Raw genomic sequence first — 20,442 nt, 5'->3', positions numbered from 1 at the left:
GAAATGTAAAATTTAGTGGGAAAAATTCTGAATTTTTGATATAATAGGCCTCATGAACAAACTATACGTGGATTCTTTTGTTGAAAAGAAAATTAAGCGTGGTATTCAACTTTTGGATGGAAAAGATTTTCATCAACTTGATTTAGATGATCAATTAGTTGCTCTTTATAGTCATTCACGCAAGTTCTTAGGAACAGCATACCTTTCTCGTCAAAATAAGGGGGTTGGTTGGTTTTTAGGAAATGGAAATGTTGATTTGAACGAAACTTACTTTGTTAATCTATTTAAGAAAGCAAAGAAAAAACGTCAGCATTTTGAAAACTCGGATTTGACAACAGCTTATCGATTATTTAATCAAGATGGAGATAATTTTGGTGGTGTGACGATAGATCGTTATGCTGATTTTGTTGTATTTTCTTGGTACAACACTTTTGTTTATCAGTATCGTGATGTAATTGTCAAAGCCTTCCAAGAGGTTTATCCTACGGTTAAGGGCGGATATGAGAAAATCCGTTTGAAAGGACTTGATTATGAGTCAGCTCATATTTATGGTGAAGAAGCACCTGAAACCTTTACAATTTTGGAAAATGGTGTCAAATACAGTGTTTTCATGAATGATGGCCTGATGACAGGGATCTTTTTAGATCAGCATGAAGTCCGTGATGCTTTGATTAATGAACTTGGTCTTGGAAAACGCGTTTTGAACATGTTTTCTTATACAGCAGCGTTTTCTGTTGCAGCAGCAATGGGTGGTGCAACAGAAACAACATCTGTAGACCTTGCTAAACGTTCTCGAGAGCTATCTCAAGCACATTTTGAAGCTAATGGCCTTGATTTGGCAAATCACCATTTTGTGGTCATGGATGTTTTTGAATATTTCAAGTACGCTAAGCGCAAAAACTTGACTTTTGATTTGATTGTTATCGATCCACCAAGTTTTGCTCGTAATAAAAAACAAACATTTTCAGTTGCTAAAGACTATCACCGATTAATTAGCCAAGCATTGGAAGTATTATCTGATGATGGAACAATAATCGCATCTACAAACGCAGCTAACTTAACAGTAGCACAGTTTAAAAAGCAATTGGAAAAGGGATTTGCTTCTGTTAAACACGAATACATTCGTTTGCAGCAATTGCCAAGTGATTTCACGGTTAACAAAGCAGACATGAGCAGTAATTATTTGAAAGTATTTACAATAAAGGTTAAGAAATGAAAATAGTAGTACCTATTATGCCGAGAGGTTTAGATGAGGCACAGTCGATTGATATTTCAAGATTTGACGACGTCGATATTATTGAATGGCGAGCAGATTTTTTACCTAAAGAAAATATCATGACTGTTGCACCAGCAATCTTTGAAAAATTTTCTGGCAGAGAAATTATTTTTACAATTCGTACAGATAAAGAAGGTGGAAACCTTAGTATATCTGATGAAGAATATGTTGAGCTTTTGAAAAATATTAATGCTATTTACCACCCAGACTATATTGACTTTGAATATTTTTCACATAAAGAAGCTTTCCAACAAATGTTAGAATTTCCAAATCTCGTTTTGTCTTATCATAATTTTGATGAGACACCTGAGAATTTGATGGAATCATTTTCTGAGCTGACAGCTTTAGCACCACGTGTTGTTAAAGTTGCCGTTATGCCACAGAGTGAACAAGATGTTATTGACTTGATGAACTTTACTCGCGGATTTAAGACATTAAATCCTGAGCAAGAGTATGCCACTATGTCAATGGGCAAACTTGGTCGCGTATCGCGTTTTGCTGTTGATGTTTTCGGATCATCATGGACTTTTGCAAGCCTAGATCAAATAAGCGCACCAGGACAGGTTGCTCTTGTTGATATGAAACGTATTAGGGAGGTACTTGATGCAGATTGATGGATACACTCGCTTAGCCGCTGTCGTGGCAACACCTATTAAGCACTCTATTTCACCGTTTATTCATAACTACGCCTTTGAAAAGACAGGTGTGAATGGTGTTTATGTTGCTTGGGATATCCCAGAAGAAGATTTAGCGGTTACTTTAGAAAATGTTAAACGCTATGACATGTTCGGTGTGAATATTTCCATGCCGTACAAGCAAAAAGTTATGCCGTACATGGATGAGTTGACTGATTCAGCAGCTTTGATTGGTGCTGTGAATACTGTCATTAATCGTGATGGCAAATTAGTTGGTCACAATACCGATGGTATTGGTTTCTTTAGAAGCCTTTCTACTTTTGCTGATTTTGACGTCAAAGGTAAAACAATGACCATCCTTGGAGGCGGAGGGGCTGCAACAGCTTTAATTGCTCAAGCAGCGCTTAACGGTGCTGGTCATATTAACATTTTCAATCAGACACAGTTCTTAGATGCTACACGTCAAAAAGCTGAAGAACTTTCTGATAAAACAGGTGTATCAATCACTGTATATTCAGTCGAAGATTTAAAGGCAATTCAAGAAAAAGTGTTAGAATCACAACTTTTTGTCAACGCGACAAGTGTTGGGATGGATGGTAAGTCAATGATTATTTCAGAAGACTTTGAGTTTCCTGAAGGACTTTTAGTTGCTGATACGATTTACCAACCATTTGAAACGCCGTTTTTGAAATTAGCTAGAAGTAAAGGCTTAACAGCTCTCAATGGACTTGGGATGCTTTTGTTCCAAGCAGCTGAAGCTTTTGAAATCTGGACCGGTGAAAAAATGCCGACTGCTGAGATTTGGTCTGCATTAGAGGAAAAGTACAATACAAAATAGGATAAAACATAGGTGACGCTAATGAAATTAAATGTTAATCTCCCCCAAACACCTTATGATATTGTCATTGAAAAAGGTGTCTTAGCAAAAGTCGGTGATTGGGTAAAATCATTATGGCAGCCTCAAAAAATCGCCCTTATTACAGATAACCATGTTGGAAGTCTTTATGCTGAAAAGGTTAAACTCAGTATTGAAGGTGCTGGTTTTGAAGTGATTGTTTTTGATTTTTTAGAAGGTGAAGCTTCTAAAAATCTTCAAACTGTAAATAAAGCTTACGAATTTTTGGTTAAAAATGAGATGACACGCAGTGATGGTATTGTTGCCCTCGGAGGTGGTGTCGTTGGAGATTTAGCTGGTTTTGTTGCGTCTACTTATATGCGCGGAATCCATTTCTTACAAATTCCAACAAGTTTAACTGCTCAAGTTGATTCGTCAATTGGTGGTAAAACAGGTGTAAATACACCATTTGCTAAAAATATGGTTGGTACTTTTACGCAGCCTGATGGTGTATTAATTGATCCAGAAACTCTTCAAACGCTTGGTAAACGTGAACTCATTGAAGGTATGGGTGAGGTTATCAAGTATGGATTGATTGAAGATGTTGAATTGTGGGATGAGCTGTCAGCTATGGATGGTTCACCAGAAAGCATCTTAAAACATGCTGAAAGTATTATTTATCGTTCATGCAATGTTAAACGCAAAGTTGTTGTAGAAGATGAGCTTGATAATGGTGTTCGACTTTACCTTAATTTTGGTCACACTATTGGACACGCTGTTGAAGCGACAGCAGGCTATGGCAAAGTCATGCATGGTGAAGCTGTTGCGATTGGTATGGTGCAAATTTCTCGAATTGCTGAAAAAAAAGGCTTGATGCCTAAAGGTATCACAAAAGATATCTTTAACATGTGCCAAAAATTTGGTTTGCCAATAGATTATCAACCATGGGATATTGATGTTTTATATGGTGCTTTAGTGCATGATAAAAAAGCTCGTGGAAAAATGATTAAGACCGTCATCGTGCCAGAGCTTGGTAGTGCAGCAATCAATCAGATTCCCTTAGAAGAGATGAAAGAGTATTTGGAGAAATAATATGAGATATTTGACAGCTGGTGAATCCCACGGACCACGTTTAACTGCAATTATTGAAGGAGTTCCAGCAGGACTCTCACTGACTGCTGAAGATATTAATGTAGATTTGAAACGACGCCAAGGTGGCTATGGTCGTGGCGGTCGTATGAAGATTGAGTCAGATAAAGTCGAAATTACTTCTGGTGTACGTCACGGAAAAACTACCGGTGCTCCTATTACTCTGAATGTCATTAATAAAGACCATGAAAAGTGGCTTGATATTATGGCAGTTGAGGATATTGATGATTCTCTAAAAACTAAACGAAAAATTACGCATCCTCGACCAGGGCATGCTGACCTAGTCGGAGGTATGAAATATCGTTTTGAGGATTTGCGAAATTCCCTTGAACGCTCGTCTGCGCGTGAAACAACTATGCGTGTAGCAGTAGGAGCTGTTGCAAAACGTATTTTAGCAGAGCTTGATATTGAAATCGCTAACCATGTTGTAGTATTTGGTGGAAAAGAAGTCGACGTTCCAGAGGGACTAACAGTTTCTCAAATTCGAGAATTGGCAAGTCAATCTGAAGTTTCAATCGTTAATCAAGAACGAGAACAAGAAATCAAAGACTACATTGACCGGATTAAAAAAGCTGGAGATACGATTGGTGGTATCGTTGAGACAGTTGTTGGTGGTGTCCCAGTTGGACTTGGCTCATATGTCCAATGGGATAAGAAACTAGATGCTAAGATTGCAGGTGCGGTTGTTTCCATCAATGCTTTTAAAGGTGTTGAATTTGGCTTGGGCTTCAAAGATGGATATCTCAAGGGAAGCCAAGTGATGGATGAAATCCTTTGGAACGAAGAAGAAGGTTATACACGTCGCACGAATAATCTTGGTGGTTTTGAAGGTGGCATGACAAACGGACAACCTATTGTTGTTCGTGGCGTTATGAAACCAATTCCGACACTTTATAAACCTTTGATGTCAGTTGATATTGAAACTCATGAACCATATAAAGCAACAGTTGAACGTTCTGATCCGACTGCTCTTCCAGCAGCTGGAGTTGTTATGGAGGCAGTTGTAGCAACTGTTATTGCTGATGAGATTCTTGAGAAATTCTCTTCTGATAATCTTGAAGAATTAAAAGAAGCTGTTGCCCGTCACCGTGATTATGTCAAACATTTTTAATGCATAAACAGTTGACTTGGAGAGCCTACGCTCTCCATTATTTCTATAAAGATTGTAGATTCCGGAAATGGAGAAATTATGGAAAATAAAGTGATTTATGTTGCTGGTTTAGGATTAATTGGTGCATCGCTTGCGCTAGGAATTAAGCGTGACCATCCTGACTATAAAATTTTAGGCTATAATCGTTCTGACAAATCGAGAAATGTTGCTCTGGAAAGAGGAATTGTTGATGAGGCTACTGAAGATTTTAAAGCATTTGCTCCTCAAGCGGATGTGATTATATTAGCGGTTCCAATCAAGCAGACCATCGAATTTATCAAAGATTTAGCTGAAATGAATTTGAAGGACAATGTCATCATCACTGATGCGGGGTCAACAAAACGAGAAATCGTCGAAGCTGGAGAAAAGTATTTAACTGGAAAAAATGTTAGATTTGTAGGTTCACATCCAATGGCAGGTTCACATAAGTCTGGAGCAATCGCAGCTGATGTCAATTTGTTTGAAAATGCTTATTATATTTTTACGCCATCACCGCTAACAACAGCAGGTACCATTGATGAGATGAAAGAAATTTTATCTGGCTTGCATGCTCGTTTTGTAGAAATTGATGCTTGTGAGCATGACCGCGTTACTAGTCAGATTTCGCATTTTCCACATATTTTAGCGGCAAGTCTGATGGAACAGGCTGGTGATTATGCATGTGAGCATGGGATGACAAATCATTTTGCTGCAGGTGCTTTTCGTGATATGACACGTATTGCTGAGAGTGAGCCCGGTATGTGGACAAGTATTCTTTTAACTAATCAATCAGCTGTTATGGAGCGTATTGATGATTTCAAAACAAGGCTCGACGGTGTAAAAGAATTGATTGCGCAGGGTGATGGCGACGCTATCTGGAATTACTTCAACCAAGCTAGAGAGACTCGTAAGGCAATGCGTATCCATAAGCGCGGTGGGGTAGAAAGTGCCTTTGATATTTTTGTTGATGTCCCAGATAAAGAAGATGTTATTCTAGAAATTTTGGAATTACTTCGAGGGATTTCTTTGGTTAATATTTATATTAATGAAGAGAATCGTGAAGACATTAACGGGATCTTGCAAATTTCTTTTAAGAGTGCCAAAGACTTGGAGCACGCTAAGAAAGTTATCACAGAAAAAACAAACTATAAAGTACATATTTAATTAAGGAGAATTATCATGGCAAATATTTATGATTTAGCAAACGAATTGGAACGTGAAATTCGCGTTCTTCCAGAATATAAAAAAGCACAAGAGTGTCGCGCAGCAATTGACGGTGATGCTGAAGCAAAAGCTTTGTTCAAAGAATTTACTGAATTTCAACAAGGACTTTATGCAAAATTACAATCTGGTCAAATGCCCACAGGTGATGAACAAACTAAGATGCAGGAATTGGGTGCAAAAATTGAAGCAAATCCAATCTTGAAAGCATACCTTGGTGCTCAACAATCTTTGTCAGTATATGTTTCAGACCTTGAAAAAATTATTTTTGGTCCACTTCAAGATCTTTTGAAATAGTGATTGCAACCTAACATTTTGTGTTAGGTTTTTTTCGTGTTTTTATCCGTAAAGGTCTATAATGAGTATTAACTTTTATAATGAGTGTTAACTTTTATAAGGAGGTTGTTTTATGTCACGTAAAGTTGGAATTATTGGAATGGGTCATGTTGGCTCAACAGTTGCTCACGGTCTGATTGCGCAAGGTGCTTTTGATGATTATGTTTTAATTGATATTAATGAGAAAAAAGTAACGGCAGATGCTGTTGATTTTAGAGATGCAGCAGCAAACCTCAATCAACATGCAAATATTGTGGTTAATGACTATAATGCTTTAGCTGATGCGGATGTTGTCATTTCGGCTTTGGGAAATATCAAACTTCAAGACAACCCTAACGCGGATCGTTTTGCTGAGTTGCCTTTTACTGCAAAAGAAGTTCCCACAGTTGCTAAAAAATTAAAAGAAGTAGGATTTAGCGGAATTATCATTGCCATTTCAAATCCTGTTGATGTCATTACGAGCCTCTATCAGCATTATTCTGGTCTTCCTAAAGAACGCGTTATTGGCACAGGAACATTACTTGATACAGCTCGAATGAAACGTGCGGTTTCAGAACGTTTTGGAGTTGATGCTCGCAGTGTTTATGGTTACAATTTGGGCGAACACGGAAATTCTCAGTTTACAGCTTGGAGCCAAGTACGTGTTAAAGGTCAACCGATTTCAACTTTTACAGACGAAGCAACCTTGGAAGAAATTGCACACGAAGCAATGGTAGGTGGTCATACTGTCTTCTATGGTAAAAAATACACAAGTTATGGTATTGCAAGTGCAGCTATTCGTTTGGCAATTGCGGTAGTTTCTGATAGTCACGAAGAACTACCGGTTTCAAATTACTATGAGCCACTCGATACTTATCTTAGTTATCCAGCGATTGTCGGTCGAGATGGCATTGTTGAACAAATTAAATTGACTCTTCCAGCAGACGAAGCAGCTAAGCTAGAAAACTCAGCTAATTTTATTAAACGTAAATTTGCAGAAAGTCTGAATTAATAAAAAAGAAATCCCATCTGGTTAGATGGGATTATTGATTTAGTAAGTAGTTTCGAACCTCTGAAATGAAGTAAAGAGAACCTGTGATGACAAACATGTCGTTGGGATTTTGCTCTGCTTGTTGGAACCATTTTTTATAATCCGGTATTTTTTGATATTTTTCGGGATAATCAGAAAGAGCCTGTGCTTGATAGAAGTTAAAGGTTGTGACACACAGATCAAAATCTGATAACTCTTCAAGCATAGTGTCTAATGGTTTGCGACTTAATCCTGCAAAAAGAATGTGGATATGCTTTCCTGAGAATTCATTTCTGAGAACGTCGATTAATTTTGCAATAGAGTCTTCGTTATGGGCGCCGTCTAACATGAGGTTTGGAGTCATTAATTCACATCGTCCTGCCCAAATGGTATTTTCCAGACCATTTTTAATACTATCTCTGCTGATTTTTGAAAAATTATCTTGAAGAATTAGTGCCGTCATAGCTGCAAGAGCTGCATTAGATTTTTGATGGTGCCCAAGTATTTTCAATGAAATGTCTGAGATAGAGAAATCATTTTGAGTAAAAGTAAATGTTTTCTTGTTTTCAGTGCCAAAAAAGTCTTTGTCAATTTCATATGTTGGACATCCTAAAGAAGTTGATTTTTGGTAAAAAACTTCTTTGACTTCAGGGGCCATTTTTCCAAAAATGAATGGCACATTTGGTTTTAAAACCCCAGCTTTATGTCTAGCAATTTCAACTAAAGTCTTTCCAAGCGTGTCTTGATGGTCAATACTAATTGAAGGGCAAATGACTGCTTGGGCAGTGAATACATTGGTTGAATCGAATGTTCCGCCAATTCCAGCTTCAATCACAGCAATATCAACAGGATTAATGTTAGCAAAGTAGTAGAACATCAGAGTTGTTACCAATTCAAATTCAGTCACCTTTCCAACTTTTTCTTGAAAAGAATTTGATTCAACAATTGGTTTGACAGCTTTCGCTGTTAAGATTAAGTCGTTATCTGAAATTTGATCGCCATTAATTGCAATACGTTCGTTAAAGCGCGTGATAAATGGAGAAGTGAATGTGCCAGTCTTATATCCTGAACTTGTTAAAATATGCTGTAAAAAACTTGTTGTTGAGCCTTTGCCGTTTGTTCCGACAACATGGACAGCAGGAAATTTATCTTGGGGATTGTCAAGTAAATCAAGTAAGTAACGCATGCGTTCAAGGCTAGGTCTTCTACCATTAGCTTTGTGGGAATGAATCCAATTAAGTGTAGTAGTATAGTTCATTGTTATTAATACCTTATAAAAAAGGAAGGAGAGATAATATGTCTCCTTCCGTTAGTAACTTATTCACTAGCTTCAGTAGCTTCAGTGGCACTACTTGCAGTGTCATCAGAAGTTTCTGCGCTGTTTTGTGTGCTATCACTTTGACTATCATCAGAACTATAGTTGTATGTAGTATCTGAACTTGAACTGTAAGTTGTGTCAGCATCGTCATTGTAAGTATTATTAACTGTGCCTGAATCATTGTCAGTATCATCAGAATAAACTGAGGATGCTGAAGTGTCAGTCTTGCTGTTATTGCCATCTTTGATGACAACAGTTGTCATTGATTTATCAGTTGGCTTAGTTGTTGATGAACCTTTAAGAGCATTAGTAATCGTAATACTTGCCACAATGATACTAAGAATAGAACCGATTAGGGCGACTGTTTTTTGAAAGGCTGAAAAACCTTTTTTGATGTGTTTTGCCGGAGTTGGTTCCTTATCTTCAGTTGATGATTTTTGACGTCTTGAATAATGTTGAGACATTTTTAACTCCTTTTTTGCGTATGATTCTATTATAGTTTTTTCATTTTAAATGTCTAGTATAAAATAGCTGTCTTTTATAAAATATTTTATCAGAGATTCTTAAAATAAGCCTTAAAAACTTAGTATTAAAGCTTTCACACTTTTGATAGACTGTGCTATAATGGTAGTATTGATTTTTTTGTGAAGGAAGAAAAAATGATTTACTTTGATAACTCTGCCACTACAATTCCTTATCCTGAGGTTTTACGAACATATCAGGAAGTGGCAACTAAGATTTATGGAAATCCATCAAGTTTGCACAATCTCGGAACAAAAGCTAGCCGTATTCTAGAAGCTAGTCGTAAACAAATTGCTGACTTACTTGGTGTCAAAAATACAGAGATTATTTTCACTTCTGGCGGAACAGAAGGAGATAACTGGGTGCTAAAAGGTGTTGCTTTTGAAAAAGAACGCTATGGAAAACACATCATCGTATCAGATATCGAACACCCAGCTGTTAAAGAATCTGCAAAATGGTTAGCAGAACACGGATTTGAAGTTTCATATGCACCTGTTAATGATAAAGGTTTTGTCGATGTTGATAAATTAGCTGAGCTCTTGCGCCCAGATACTACTTTGGTGTCAATTATGGCAGTCAATAATGAAATCGGCTCAATCCAACCAATTCATGCTATTTCAGAATTATTAGCTGACAAACCTGGAATCTCTTTCCATGTGGATGCCGTACAAGCAATTGGTAAAATCCCTGTGAATGAATATTTGACAGAACGCGTTGATTTTGCAAGCTTTTCTGGTCACAAATTCCACAGTGTTCGTGGTGTTGGATTCATTTACAAAAAAGAAGGCAAGAAATTAAATCCATTGCTAGCCGGTGGTGGGCAAGAAGGTGACCTTCGTTCAACTACTGAAAACGTTGCAGGAATTGCAGCAACAGCTAAGGCACTTCGTTTGGTGGCAGATAAAGAAGAATTTGCTCTTCCTAAAATTGCTAAAATGAAAGAAATCATCTATGATGAACTTGCAAAACACGAAGATATTATGATTTTCTCTGGTAAAGGAAATGATTTTGCACCGAATATCCTAACCTTTGGTATTAAAGGTGTTCGAGGCGAAGTTGTTGTTCATGCCTTTGAAGAGCACGAAATCTTCATTTCTACAACATCAGCATGTTCATCAAAAGCTGGAAAACCAGCTGGAACTTTGATTGCTATGGGAGTTCCAACAAAACAAGCTCAATCAGCTGTTCGTATTAGTCTTGACGACGACAATGATATGGGACAAGTTGAGCAATTCTTAACGATTTTCAAACAAGTTTACGAAAAAACAAAAAAAGTTAGATAATAAGAAGAAAGGATAAAGAGAGTTCCCTCTTTAATAAACTATGCAATACTCAGAAATCATGGTTCGCTACGGCGAATTATCAACAAAAGGTAAGAACCGCATGCGTTTCATCAATAAATTGAAACGTAACATGAAACATGTTCTTTCAATTTACCCTGATGTCAGAGTTGTGGCAGACCGCGACCGCGCTCACATTTATTTGAACGGAACAGATTACGTACCAGTTGCTGAATCATTGAAACAAATTTTCGGGATTCAAGCATTTTCACCGTCTTACAAGATCGAAAAAAATCTTGAAACAATCAAAAAAGCTGTTCAAGATGTGATGAAAGATGTTTATAGTGAAGGGCTTACTTTTAAAATCACAAGTAAACGTAGTGATCACAACTTTGAAATGGACAGCCGTGAGTTAAACCAATACCTTGGCTCAGCTGTTTTTGAAGTCTTACCAGATATTCAAGCACAAATGAAGGGCCCAGATGTCAACTTAAAAGTTGAGATTCGTGAAGAAGCGGCATATCTTTCGTATGAAAATATTAAAGGTGCTGGAGGCCTTCCTGTAGGAACTGCAGGTCGTGGTATGTTAATGCTTTCTGGTGGTATTGATTCACCAGTTGCTGGCTACCTTGCACTTAAACGTGGTGTTGATATCGAGGCTGTTCACTTTGCTAGCCCACCATATACTAGTCCCGGTGCTCTAAAAAAAGCTCAAGATTTAACACGTAAATTGACAAAATTTGGTGGAAATATTGATTTCATCGAAGTTCCATTTACCGAAATTCAAGAGGAAATCAAAGAAAAAGCGCCAGAAGCTTACTTGATGACTTTGACTCGTCGTTTCATGATGCGTATTACAGACCGAATTCGTGAAGAACGTAATGGTTTGGTTATCATCAATGGTGAAAGTCTTGGTCAAGTTGCTAGTCAAACACTTGAAAGTATGCGAGCTATTAATGCTGTAACTGCAACACCAATCATTCGTCCTGTTGTTACAATGGATAAATTGGAAATTATTGATATCGCGCAAAAAATCGATACTTTTGATATTTCAATCCAACCATTTGAAGATTGTTGCACAATCTTTGCACCAGATCGTCCAAAAACAAATCCAAAAATCAAAAATGTTGAACAATACGAAAAACGTATGGATGTTGAAGGACTTGTTGAACGCGCAGTTGCTGGCATTAAAGTGACAACAATTACACCTCAAGCTGAACATGATGAAGTCGATGATTTAATCGATGACTTACTATAGTATTAAAGCCATCTTAGATGGCTTTTTTGTACCAGTTAAAGTCTGAAAGCCTCATCATAAAATGGTATAATATGCCCATGGAGGTGTGACTAAGATGTTAGATAGGATGATTTACAAAAAAACAACCTTGGCTTGCTTGGCTTTTTTACTGGTTAGCTTGTTTGGAAGTGCTATTTATGGTTTGATTTTTGAAAAGCATGCGGCAAGTAGTGTTAATCAGGCAAAAGTAAGTTCAAAAAAAGTTAAAACGGCGCGTGTTATGGCAAATGGTGATATTCTAATCCATAATGGACTTTATGGCAGTGCTGAGAAATCTGATGGAACGTATGATTTTAAGCCTTTCTTTGAATACGCTAAGAGTTGGATTTCAAGCGCTGATTTAGCGATTGGAGACTATGAAGGGACAATTAGTCCTGATTATCCTCTAGCAGGTTATCCGCTATTTAATGCGCCAAGTGAGATTGCTGATGCAATGAAGGATACAGGTTATGATGTCGTTGATTTAGCTCATAATCATATTTTGGATTCAGGGCTTTCAGGTGCCATTAATACTGTAAAAACATTTGACAAACTTGGTATGCCAAGTATTGGGGTCTATAAAAACAATCGTGACAAAGAAGATATTTTAATTAAAAATGTCAATGGGATCAAAATTGCAATCCTAGGTTATTCTTATGCTTACAATGGTTTAGAAGCAAATCTTTCTTCAAGTAACTATGAAAAACACATGTCTGATTTAGATGAAGACAGGATGAAGTCTGAAATCCAAGAAGCAGAAAAGAAAGCTGATGTCACTATCGTTATGCCTCAAATGGGTGTTGAATATCAACTCGAACCAACTCAAGAGCAAGTAACGCTCTATCATAAAATGATTGATTGGGGTGCAGACGTTATTTTTGGTGGACATCCACACGTGGTAGAACCATCAGAAACAATCGAAAAAAACGGTGAGAAGAAATTTATCATCTACTCAATGGGAAACTTCATTTCTAATCAACGTTTGGAGACAGTAGATGATATTTGGACAGAACGTGGTTTATTGATGGATGTGACATTTGAGAAGAAAAACAATAAAACTACTATTAAGAAGGTTGCAGCTCACCCAACTATGGTTTGGGTTTGGAGCAAAGGCGTAGTTGGTTCAGAAGGTTTTGTTCTTTCAGATTACCGTACGCTGATTTTGGAAGATTTTATCAAAGGTGGTAAATATCGTGATAAACTGGATGCAGCAATGCAAGAAAGAGTTGATACTGCCTATCAAGAAATGAATGAATTGGTGAATTTACAATGGAATTAAAACGTCAAAAGGTGAAACTTTTTTCTAAAAGTTCCTGTGATGTCAAAAACTTATACTTATCAGCATTTCCAGCTGTTGAACGTGTGCCATATTTTTCAATGCTTTTGACAAGTTACCGAGAATTGGCAGATTTTTACGCTTATTATGATGGAGATGACTTTGTTGGATTAGCCTATGTTTTACAAAATGAAGATGTTGTTTATTTATTTTTCTTGGCGGTTAATCCGCAAATTCGTTCCCGTGGATATGGCTCTGAGATTTTGCAGGATATCAAAAAAATAGCAGGAAACCGTCCAGTTGTTCTAGCTATTGAGCCAATGGATGAAAAAGCTGACAACTTTCACCAACGTTTGAAACGCGTGCGTTTTTATGAGAAAAATGGTTTTCACATTACAGCATATTATTATCATGAGGGTACTGAGACTTATCAGATGATGGCAAATAATAAAACAATTGCAATTGACTCTATCGAAAAATTGACGAAAAAAGCAGTTCTAGGTTTAGTAAAAGTATCTTATGATAAAAAATAGAGAATGAAAACGTACTATCATTAAAAAAAGGCAGCATATTCCTTGCTTTAATCATCTTAACGTGTTAAAATATGAACGTTGACTAAATGCACATCCTGTGCAACCGCACGAAAATCGTTTTTAAGAAACTTTCGAGGTTCACGATTTAGGCGAGTCTTCACAAGCGGAAAAATCCGCAACAAAAATTTATAGGAGGTGCACGATGAGCACATATGCAATCATCAAAACTGGTGGAAAACAAGTTAAAGTTGAAGTAGGTCAAGCTATCTATGTTGAAAAACTTGATGTTGAAGCTGGTTCAGAAGTAACATTTAACGAAGTTGTTCTTGTTGGTGGTGAAAAAACTGTTGTTGGTACACCAGTTGTTGAAGGAGCTTCTGTTGTTGGTACTGTTGAAAAACAAGGAAAACAAAAGAAAGTTGTTACTTTCAAATACAAACCTAAAAAAGGTTCACACCGTAAACAAGGTCACCGTCAACCTTACACTAAAGTTGTTATCAACGCTATCAACGCTTAATTTAGCATTCTCATGATTCAAGCAACTTTTATTCGTCATGAAGGAAATCTAGAAAGTGTTGAGCTTACTGGACATGCCGGCAGTGGTGAATATGGCTTTGATATCGTATGTGCAGCTGTCTCAACCTTATCGATTAATTTAGTTAATTCGTTAGAGGCTTTGACAGATTGTGACGTTGATTTAGCTGTCAATGAGATTGATGGTGGTTATATGAAGATTGATATCTCTCATATGACCAAAAAGACAGATGAGAAAGTTCAACTTTTATTTGAAAGCTTTCTTTTAGGAATGACCAACTTGGCAGAGAACTCTCAAGAGTTTGTCTCAGTTAAGGTCATTGCAAACTAATTTGAAAAGAGGACACTACATATGTTAAAAATGAATCTTGCTAACTTGCAACTTTTCGCCCACAAAAAAGGTGGAGGTTCTACATCAAATGGTCGTGATTCTGAAGCAAAACGTCTTGGTGCTAAAGCAGCTGACGGTCAAACTGTTTCAGGTGGATCAATCCTTTACCGTCAACGCGGTACTCACATCTACCCAGGTGTGAACGTAGGTCGCGGTGGTGACGATACACTTTTCGCTAAAGTGGAAGGTGTTGTTCGCTTCGAACGTAAAGGTCGCGATAAACGTCAAGTATCAGTTTATCCAATCGCAAAATAATTTAGCAAAAGAGTCTGCTTTATGCAGACTTTTTTTGTTTGATTTTTTAAGTTATTGTCAATCTTTACTTGATATAGCGCCTTTTACTATATTTTGATATAATGAAACTGATTGATTTTTTAGAAAGAATGATTGACATGAATATACAGCAACTACGTTACGTTGTAGCTATTGCAAATAGCGGTACTTTTCGTGAAGCGGCGTCTAAGCTTTTTGTTAGCCAACCGAGTTTGTCAGTAGCTATAAAGGATCTTGAAGGTGAATTAGGGTTTCAAATTTTTACACGAACAACAACTGGTGCTGTTTTGACCAGTCATGGTATGACGTTTTATGAAAAGGCACTCGAAGTTGTTAAGAGTTTTGATTCTTTTGAAAAGCAATTTTCGCAATCAGCAGTTGATTCTGATGAATTCTCAATTGCAAGTCAGCACTATGATTTTTTGCCACCGTTAATCACAGCTTTTTCTAAGGCTCATCCAGAATACAAGGATTTTCGTATTTTTGAATCAACGACCATTCAAATCCTTGATGAGGTTGCACAAGGTGACAGTGAGATTGGGATTATTTATCTAAATAATCAAAATCGAAAGGGACTTTTACAGCGTATGGAAAAACTGGGTTTGGAATTTATTGAACTGATTCCGTTTAAAACCCACATTTATATTGCTAAGGATCATCCTTTAGCTCAAAAAGAAAGTCTTGTAATGGATGACTTGAAGAACTTTCCAACGGTGCGCTTCACACAAGAAAAAGATGAGTATCTTTATTATTCTGAAAACTTTGTAGACACTTCTGACAGCCCACATATTTTCAATGTGACTGACAGGGCAACGTTAAATGGTATTTTAGAGCGAACAGATGCATTTGCAACAGGGTCAGGTTTTCTGGATGGTAGAAGTGTTAATGGTATCACTGTTATTCCTCTTGAAGATAAGCTGGATAATAAAATGGTTTATATTAAACGACGTGATAAAAACTTATCGCCGATTGCTTTAAAATTTACTGGTGTCATGAGAGATTATTTTGAAAAATTCAGTCCAAAGGTGACCAAATGAAAAACTATAGAAAAATTTATTTTCCATTAGCTGCTGTTGTTTTGATTGCATTAGATCAATTGAGCAAGCTATGGATTGTCAATCATATTCCTTTAAACACTATTTATAAATTTTTGCCGGGTATTTTTAGTCTAACTTACTTGCGTAATTATGGTGCTGCGTTCTCAATTTTACAAAATCAACAATGGTTCTTTACGGTGATTACCTTTGCTGTTGTTGGCGCTGCTTGTTATTATTTTGTTAAAAATTTACAAGGTAATTTTTGGCTCTTGTTTGGGCTTTTGTTAATTATTTCAGGCGGATTAGGAAATTTTATTGATCGCGTGCGCCTAGGCTATGTTGTTGATATGGTTCACTTAGATTTTATGAATTTTGCAATTTTTAATGTGGCAGATTCGTATTTAACTGTTGGGGTAATTATTCTTTTCATTACCCTATGGAAAGAGGAGGAAAATGGAATTAATCATTAAAGAAGCTGGTGCTCGTTTGGACAAAGCCTTAGCGGATTTGACAGAATTGTCACGTAGCCAAGCTAATGATGAAATTAAAAAAGAAACTGTTTTGGTAAATGGCAAAGCTGTCAAAGCGAAATATGCTGTTAAAGTTGGTGATGTTGTCACTTACGAAGTTCCAGAAGAAGAAGTACTAGAGTATACTGCTGAAAATATTCCACTTGATATTATTTATGAGGATGAAGATGTAGCTGTTGTTAATAAGCCACAAGGTATGGTTGTTCATCCGTCAGTTGGGCATACATCTGGTACGTTAGTAAATGCATTGATGTATCACATTAAAGATTTATCATCAATAAATGGTGTTATTCGCCCTGGTATTGTCCATCGTATTGATAAAGATACTTCAGGACTTTTGATGATTGCAAAGAATGACGCTGCACATAATGCTCTCGCAGCAGAGTTGAAAGATAAGAAATCACTTCGTAAGTATGTTGCCATCGTTCACGGAAATATTCCAAATGATCGTGGTGTGATTGAAGCACCGATTGGCCGTTCAGACAAAGATCGTAAAAAACAAGCTGTAACAGCTAAGGGAAAACCAGCTGTGACACATTTTAAAGTCTTGGAACGATTTGGGAGCTACACGCTAGTTGAATTGACTTTGGAGACAGGTCGTACTCACCAAATTCGTGTGCACATGGCTTATATTGGACACCCTGTTGCAGGTGATCCACTTTACGGACCACGTAAAACACTTAAAGGGCATGGTCAATTTTTGCATGCGCAAACTCTTGGCTTTACACATCCGAAAACTGGTGAAACAATAACATTTACGGCAGAAGTTCCTGAAATTTTTAAAGAAACACTAGAAAAATTAAGAAGCGGTAAAGCGTAAGAAAATATGATAAAAACAGGATTAGCAGGTGATTGCTACCTGTTTTTTTATTCGTCTTTTAAAAATAATTTCAAGATATTTTTTGTCCAAGTTCGTAAATTACTTGTCAAACGATAAACGATTTGGTATTATATAGACAGTAAATATTATCCTTTAATACTGTCCCGTGAGGCAGGCAAGGAGAGAACGGTAAAAGAAAAGTGCAACTGGTATAGTTGTACCTATATTTTGTGGAATCTCCTTGGTAACGAGGAGATTTTTTGTATATTTAGAGAGGTTTGTTTATGAAAACAAAAGAAATTGTTGATGGCGTAACAATGAAACGTGCTATTACACGTATCACTTATGAAATTATCGAGCGCAATAAAAATCTTGATAATATCGTCCTTGCAGGTATTAAGACACGTGGTGTTTATATCGCTCGTCGTATTCAAGACCGTTTGAAACAATTGGAAGGTATTGATATTCCGATTGGTGACCTTGATACCAAACCTTTCCGAGATGATATGAAAGTTGAAGAAGATACAACTAATATGCCAGTTGATATTACTGGTAAAGACGTTATTTTGGTAGATGACGTTCTTTATACAGGTCGTACAATTCGTGCAGCAATTGATAACTTGGTAAGTCTTGGTCGTCCAGCGCGTGTCAGTCTTGCAGTATTAGTTGACCGTGGACACCGTGAACTCCCAATTCGTGCTGATTACGTTGGTAAAAACATTCCAACAAGTGCAATCGAAGAAATTATCGTTGAAGTTGTCGAAGTAGACGGTAAAGATCGCGTTAGCATTGTTGATCCAAGTTAATCAGTATAAGAATTAAGGAGAGTGAAAAAAAGTGGAAAACGTAAGATACGATGTGCATGATATGCCAAAACCAGGAATGCTTTTTGGACTATCATTTCAACATTTGTTTGCAATGTTTGGTTCAACAGTTTTGGTTCCAATTTTAGTTGGAATTGATCCTGCGATTGCACTATTTTCAAGTGGTTTGGGTACTCTAGCGCATTTGACAGTAACCAAATATAAAATTCCAGCATATATGGGTTCAAGTTTTGCTTACATCGCAACAATGCAAATGCTCATGAAAACAGATGGGATTGCTGCGGTAGCTCAGGGGGCAATTGCTGGTGGTTTGGTTTACTTGATTGTTGCCTTGATTGTGAAATTTGCAGGAAATGCTTGGATTGATAAAGTATTGCCACCGGTTGTGGTTGGTCCAATCATCATTGTTATCGGTCTTAGCCTTGCAACAACAGCCGTTAATGATGTAATGCTTAAAGATGGCGCTTATAATTTCACTTACCTTTTGATTGGTATGGTAACATTGCTTGCGGTTATTCTCTTTAACATGTATGGCAAAAAAATCATCGGTGTTATTCCAATTCTTCTTGGATTGATTGTTGGTTATATTTTTGCCTTGGTTATTGGTGCTGTGACAGGTCAAAGCATTGTTGATTTGTCAGGCGTTGCAAAATCAGCTTGGTTCCAAGTTCCAGATTTTGATATTCTTTTTGTAGATTATCACTTTAAACTTTATCCAAGTGCCATCTTGACAATGGCTCCAATCGCTTTTGTTACAATGACTGAGCACTTTGGACACGTTATGGTTCTTAATAGCTTAACAGGACGTGACTTCTTTAAAGATCCAGGTCTTGATCACACTCTTACAGGTGATGGTCTAGCACAAATCATCGCAGGGTTCTTCGGTGCTCCACCGGTAACATCATATGGTGAAAACATCGGTGTCATGGCTCTTAACAAAATCTATTCAGTGTACGTTATCGCTGGAGCTGCTGTGATTGCGGTTGTGATGAGCTTTATCGGAAAAATTTCAGCTCTACTTTCATCAATTCCAACACCAGTTATCGGTGGTATTTCAATTGCACTTTTTGGTGTTATTGCATCAAGTGGTCTTAAAATTTTAGTTGAAAATAAAATTGATTTTGATAATAAGAAAAATCTTTTAATTGCAAGTGTTATCCTAGTTTCTGGTATCGGTGGTTTGACATTACAAGTCGCTGGTCTTCAAATTACAGGTGTTGCTTTCTCAACACTTTTAGGAATTATCTTGTATCAAATTCTTCCAGAAAAGGACTAAAAAATGGCAATTACAGATGGCGTTGTTTCATTAAAACATTTGGTTACAATGGAAACATTATCAAATGAAGAAGTGTTAGGTTTAATCAAACGTGGTATTCAGTTTAAGAATAACGAAGTTGACTTTAGTTTAGATAGACAATATTTTGCAGCTAATCTTTTCTTTGAACCATCAACTCGTACACACAAATCTTTTGAAGTTGCTGAAAGAAAACTTGGACTTGATGTCATTGAGTTTGATGCAAAAACAAGTTCAGTTAACAAAGGTGAAACTTTGTATGATACGATTTTGACAATGAGCTCACTAGGAATTGATATCTGCGTGATTCGTCACTCAATGGAAGATTATTACAAAGAGTTGATTGATAGCCGAACAATTCAAACAGCAATTGTTAATGGTGGTGACGGTTCTGGTCAACACCCGAGTCAGTGTTTACTTGATTTGATGACAATTTATGAAGAGTTTGGAAGTTTTGAAAATCTTAAAGTTGCTATTGTCGGTGATATCACACATTCTCGTGTTGCAAAATCGAACATGCAAATTCTTAAACGACTTGGAGCAGAGTTATACTTTACTGGTCCAGAGCAATGGTACTCAAGTGAATTTGATGTCTATGGAAAATTTGTAACAATTGATGAGATTGTTGACAAAGTTGATGTCATGATGATGTTGCGTGTTCAGCATGAACGTCATGATAGCGAGCGTGGTTTTTCAAAAGAAACTTATCATAAAACTTATGGTCTAACTTATGAACGTTATGACAAAATGAAGACTTCTGCCATCATTATGCACCCAGCACCAGTTAATCGTGATGTTGAGATTGCTGATAAACTGGTAGAAGCACCAAAATCAAGAATTGCTACACAAATGCAAAACGGTGTTTTTGTGAGAATGGCAATCTTAGAAGCTGTACTTAATGGTAAAGCTTAACTATTTATTTGAAGTGTCCGCTAAAAACGTTA

General features: G+C 36.9%; 23 protein-coding genes and 1 other annotated feature. Of the genes, 21 read left to right on the top strand and 2 right to left on the bottom strand.

Features of this window, described 5'->3' with window-relative positions:
• Positions 1-52 precede the first annotated feature (52 nt).
• The 8 genes from HMPREF0819_RS03300 (at position 53) to HMPREF0819_RS03265 (ending at position 7,572) form a co-directional block, all read left to right on the top strand.
• The gene (locus HMPREF0819_RS03300) at positions 53-1,216 is read left to right on the top strand and encodes a class I SAM-dependent rRNA methyltransferase (RefSeq protein ID WP_004232274.1); all 1,164 of its coding nucleotides are present in this window, start codon (positions 53-55) and stop codon (positions 1,214-1,216) included.
• Entirely contained in the window at positions 1,213-1,890 is a 678-nt protein-coding gene (gene aroD / locus HMPREF0819_RS03295) for a type I 3-dehydroquinate dehydratase (protein ID WP_004232272.1), read from the top strand. The genes HMPREF0819_RS03300 and aroD overlap by 4 nt, the downstream gene beginning before the upstream one ends.
• Positions 1,880-2,749, top strand: coding sequence for a shikimate dehydrogenase (locus HMPREF0819_RS03290; RefSeq protein WP_004232270.1), 870 nt, complete (start codon positions 1,880-1,882; stop codon positions 2,747-2,749). Before aroD ends, HMPREF0819_RS03290 begins: the two co-directional genes overlap by 11 nt.
• Positions 2,750-2,770: 21 nt before the next feature.
• Positions 2,771-3,838 carry a 3-dehydroquinate synthase gene (gene aroB / locus HMPREF0819_RS03285; RefSeq protein WP_004232268.1) on the top strand — a complete coding sequence of 356 codons (1,068 nt, stop codon included), beginning with the start codon at positions 2,771-2,773 and terminating at the stop codon, positions 3,836-3,838.
• Between the two features lies 1 nt (position 3,839).
• A complete protein-coding gene (aroC, locus tag HMPREF0819_RS03280; RefSeq protein WP_004232259.1) occupies positions 3,840-5,006 on the top strand; it encodes a chorismate synthase in 1,167 nt (388 codons plus the stop codon).
• 78 nt (positions 5,007-5,084) lie between these two features.
• Positions 5,085-6,188, top strand: a complete 1,104-nt coding sequence (locus tag HMPREF0819_RS03275; RefSeq protein WP_004232257.1) for a prephenate dehydrogenase — start codon at positions 5,085-5,087, stop codon at positions 6,186-6,188.
• Positions 6,189-6,203: 15 nt separating this feature from the next.
• Positions 6,204-6,542 (top strand): YlbF/YmcA family competence regulator, encoded by a 339-nt coding sequence (locus HMPREF0819_RS03270; RefSeq protein WP_004232255.1) that lies wholly within the window; start codon positions 6,204-6,206, stop codon positions 6,540-6,542.
• Positions 6,543-6,654: 112 nt separating this feature from the next.
• Positions 6,655-7,572 carry an L-lactate dehydrogenase gene (locus tag HMPREF0819_RS03265; protein ID WP_004232246.1) on the top strand — a complete coding sequence of 306 codons (918 nt, stop codon included), beginning with the start codon at positions 6,655-6,657 and terminating at the stop codon, positions 7,570-7,572.
• Positions 7,573-7,603: 31 nt separating this feature from the next.
• Here the strand turns inward: HMPREF0819_RS03265 and HMPREF0819_RS03260 are convergent, their stop codons facing one another.
• Together HMPREF0819_RS03260 and HMPREF0819_RS03255 are read right to left on the bottom strand one after the other, a co-directional pair.
• Entirely contained in the window at positions 7,604-8,848 is a 1,245-nt protein-coding gene (locus tag HMPREF0819_RS03260; protein WP_004232244.1) for a bifunctional folylpolyglutamate synthase/dihydrofolate synthase, read from the bottom strand.
• Positions 8,849-8,907: 59 nt separating this feature from the next.
• On the bottom strand, positions 8,908-9,372 hold the full coding sequence (locus tag HMPREF0819_RS03255) for a DUF6556 family protein (RefSeq protein ID WP_004232242.1): 465 nt from the start codon (positions 9,370-9,372) through the stop codon (positions 8,908-8,910).
• A gap of 195 nt (positions 9,373-9,567) precedes the next feature.
• On the opposite strand from HMPREF0819_RS03255, the gene HMPREF0819_RS03250 reads away from it, so the two are divergent.
• The 13 genes from HMPREF0819_RS03250 to HMPREF0819_RS03190 all read left to right on the top strand — a co-directional run bounded on the left by HMPREF0819_RS03250 (position 9,568) and on the right by HMPREF0819_RS03190 (position 20,410).
• Positions 9,568-10,713 (top strand): cysteine desulfurase family protein, encoded by a 1,146-nt coding sequence (locus HMPREF0819_RS03250; protein WP_044023299.1) that lies wholly within the window; start codon positions 9,568-9,570, stop codon positions 10,711-10,713.
• Between the two features lie 40 nt (positions 10,714-10,753).
• Positions 10,754-11,968, top strand: a complete 1,215-nt coding sequence (gene thiI / locus HMPREF0819_RS03245) for a tRNA uracil 4-sulfurtransferase ThiI (protein ID WP_004232237.1) — start codon at positions 10,754-10,756, stop codon at positions 11,966-11,968.
• A 94-nt stretch (positions 11,969-12,062) separates the two neighbouring features.
• Positions 12,063-13,265 (top strand): CapA family protein, encoded by a 1,203-nt coding sequence (locus HMPREF0819_RS03240; RefSeq protein ID WP_004232225.1) that lies wholly within the window; start codon positions 12,063-12,065, stop codon positions 13,263-13,265.
• Positions 13,256-13,795, top strand: a complete 540-nt coding sequence (locus tag HMPREF0819_RS03235; protein WP_004232224.1) for a GNAT family N-acetyltransferase — start codon at positions 13,256-13,258, stop codon at positions 13,793-13,795. The genes HMPREF0819_RS03240 and HMPREF0819_RS03235 overlap by 10 nt, the downstream gene beginning before the upstream one ends.
• Before the next feature lie 91 nt (positions 13,796-13,886).
• Positions 13,887-13,962: a sequence feature (ribosomal protein L21 leader region), on the top strand.
• Between the two features lie 35 nt (positions 13,963-13,997).
• A complete protein-coding gene (gene rplU, locus HMPREF0819_RS03230; RefSeq protein WP_004232223.1) occupies positions 13,998-14,312 on the top strand; it encodes a 50S ribosomal protein L21 in 315 nt (104 codons plus the stop codon).
• A gap of 12 nt (positions 14,313-14,324) precedes the next feature.
• On the top strand, positions 14,325-14,660 hold the full coding sequence (locus HMPREF0819_RS03225; RefSeq protein WP_004232222.1) for a ribosomal-processing cysteine protease Prp: 336 nt from the start codon (positions 14,325-14,327) through the stop codon (positions 14,658-14,660).
• 21 nt (positions 14,661-14,681) lie between these two features.
• Positions 14,682-14,975 carry a 50S ribosomal protein L27 gene (rpmA, locus tag HMPREF0819_RS03220; protein ID WP_004232221.1) on the top strand — a complete coding sequence of 98 codons (294 nt, stop codon included), beginning with the start codon at positions 14,682-14,684 and terminating at the stop codon, positions 14,973-14,975.
• A 137-nt stretch (positions 14,976-15,112) separates the two neighbouring features.
• Positions 15,113-16,030: a LysR family transcriptional regulator gene (locus HMPREF0819_RS03215; RefSeq protein WP_044023298.1), complete on the top strand. Its 918-nt coding sequence runs from the start codon at positions 15,113-15,115 to the stop codon at positions 16,028-16,030.
• Positions 16,027-16,500 (top strand): signal peptidase II, encoded by a 474-nt coding sequence (lspA, locus tag HMPREF0819_RS03210; protein WP_004232214.1) that lies wholly within the window; start codon positions 16,027-16,029, stop codon positions 16,498-16,500. The genes HMPREF0819_RS03215 and lspA overlap by 4 nt, the downstream gene beginning before the upstream one ends.
• Positions 16,484-17,380, top strand: coding sequence for an RluA family pseudouridine synthase (locus HMPREF0819_RS03205; protein WP_004232211.1), 897 nt, complete (start codon positions 16,484-16,486; stop codon positions 17,378-17,380). The genes lspA and HMPREF0819_RS03205 overlap by 17 nt, the downstream gene beginning before the upstream one ends.
• A gap of 284 nt (positions 17,381-17,664) precedes the next feature.
• Entirely contained in the window at positions 17,665-18,186 is a 522-nt protein-coding gene (pyrR, locus tag HMPREF0819_RS03200; protein ID WP_004232208.1) for a bifunctional pyr operon transcriptional regulator/uracil phosphoribosyltransferase PyrR, read from the top strand.
• A 61-nt stretch (positions 18,187-18,247) separates the two neighbouring features.
• Positions 18,248-19,480, top strand: coding sequence for a uracil-xanthine permease family protein (locus tag HMPREF0819_RS03195; protein WP_074450880.1), 1,233 nt, complete (start codon positions 18,248-18,250; stop codon positions 19,478-19,480).
• Between the two features lie 3 nt (positions 19,481-19,483).
• A complete protein-coding gene (locus HMPREF0819_RS03190) occupies positions 19,484-20,410 on the top strand; it encodes an aspartate carbamoyltransferase catalytic subunit (RefSeq protein ID WP_004232204.1) in 927 nt (308 codons plus the stop codon).
• Positions 20,411-20,442 lie beyond the last annotated feature (32 nt).

Origin of the sequence: Streptococcus equinus ATCC 9812, assembly GCF_000187265.1 — a bacterium.
In the GTDB taxonomy this organism is placed as follows: domain Bacteria; phylum Bacillota; class Bacilli; order Lactobacillales; family Streptococcaceae; genus Streptococcus; species Streptococcus equinus.
Note: the sequence above shows the minus strand (reverse complement) of the source record. Positions and strands in the feature narration are given on the sequence as shown.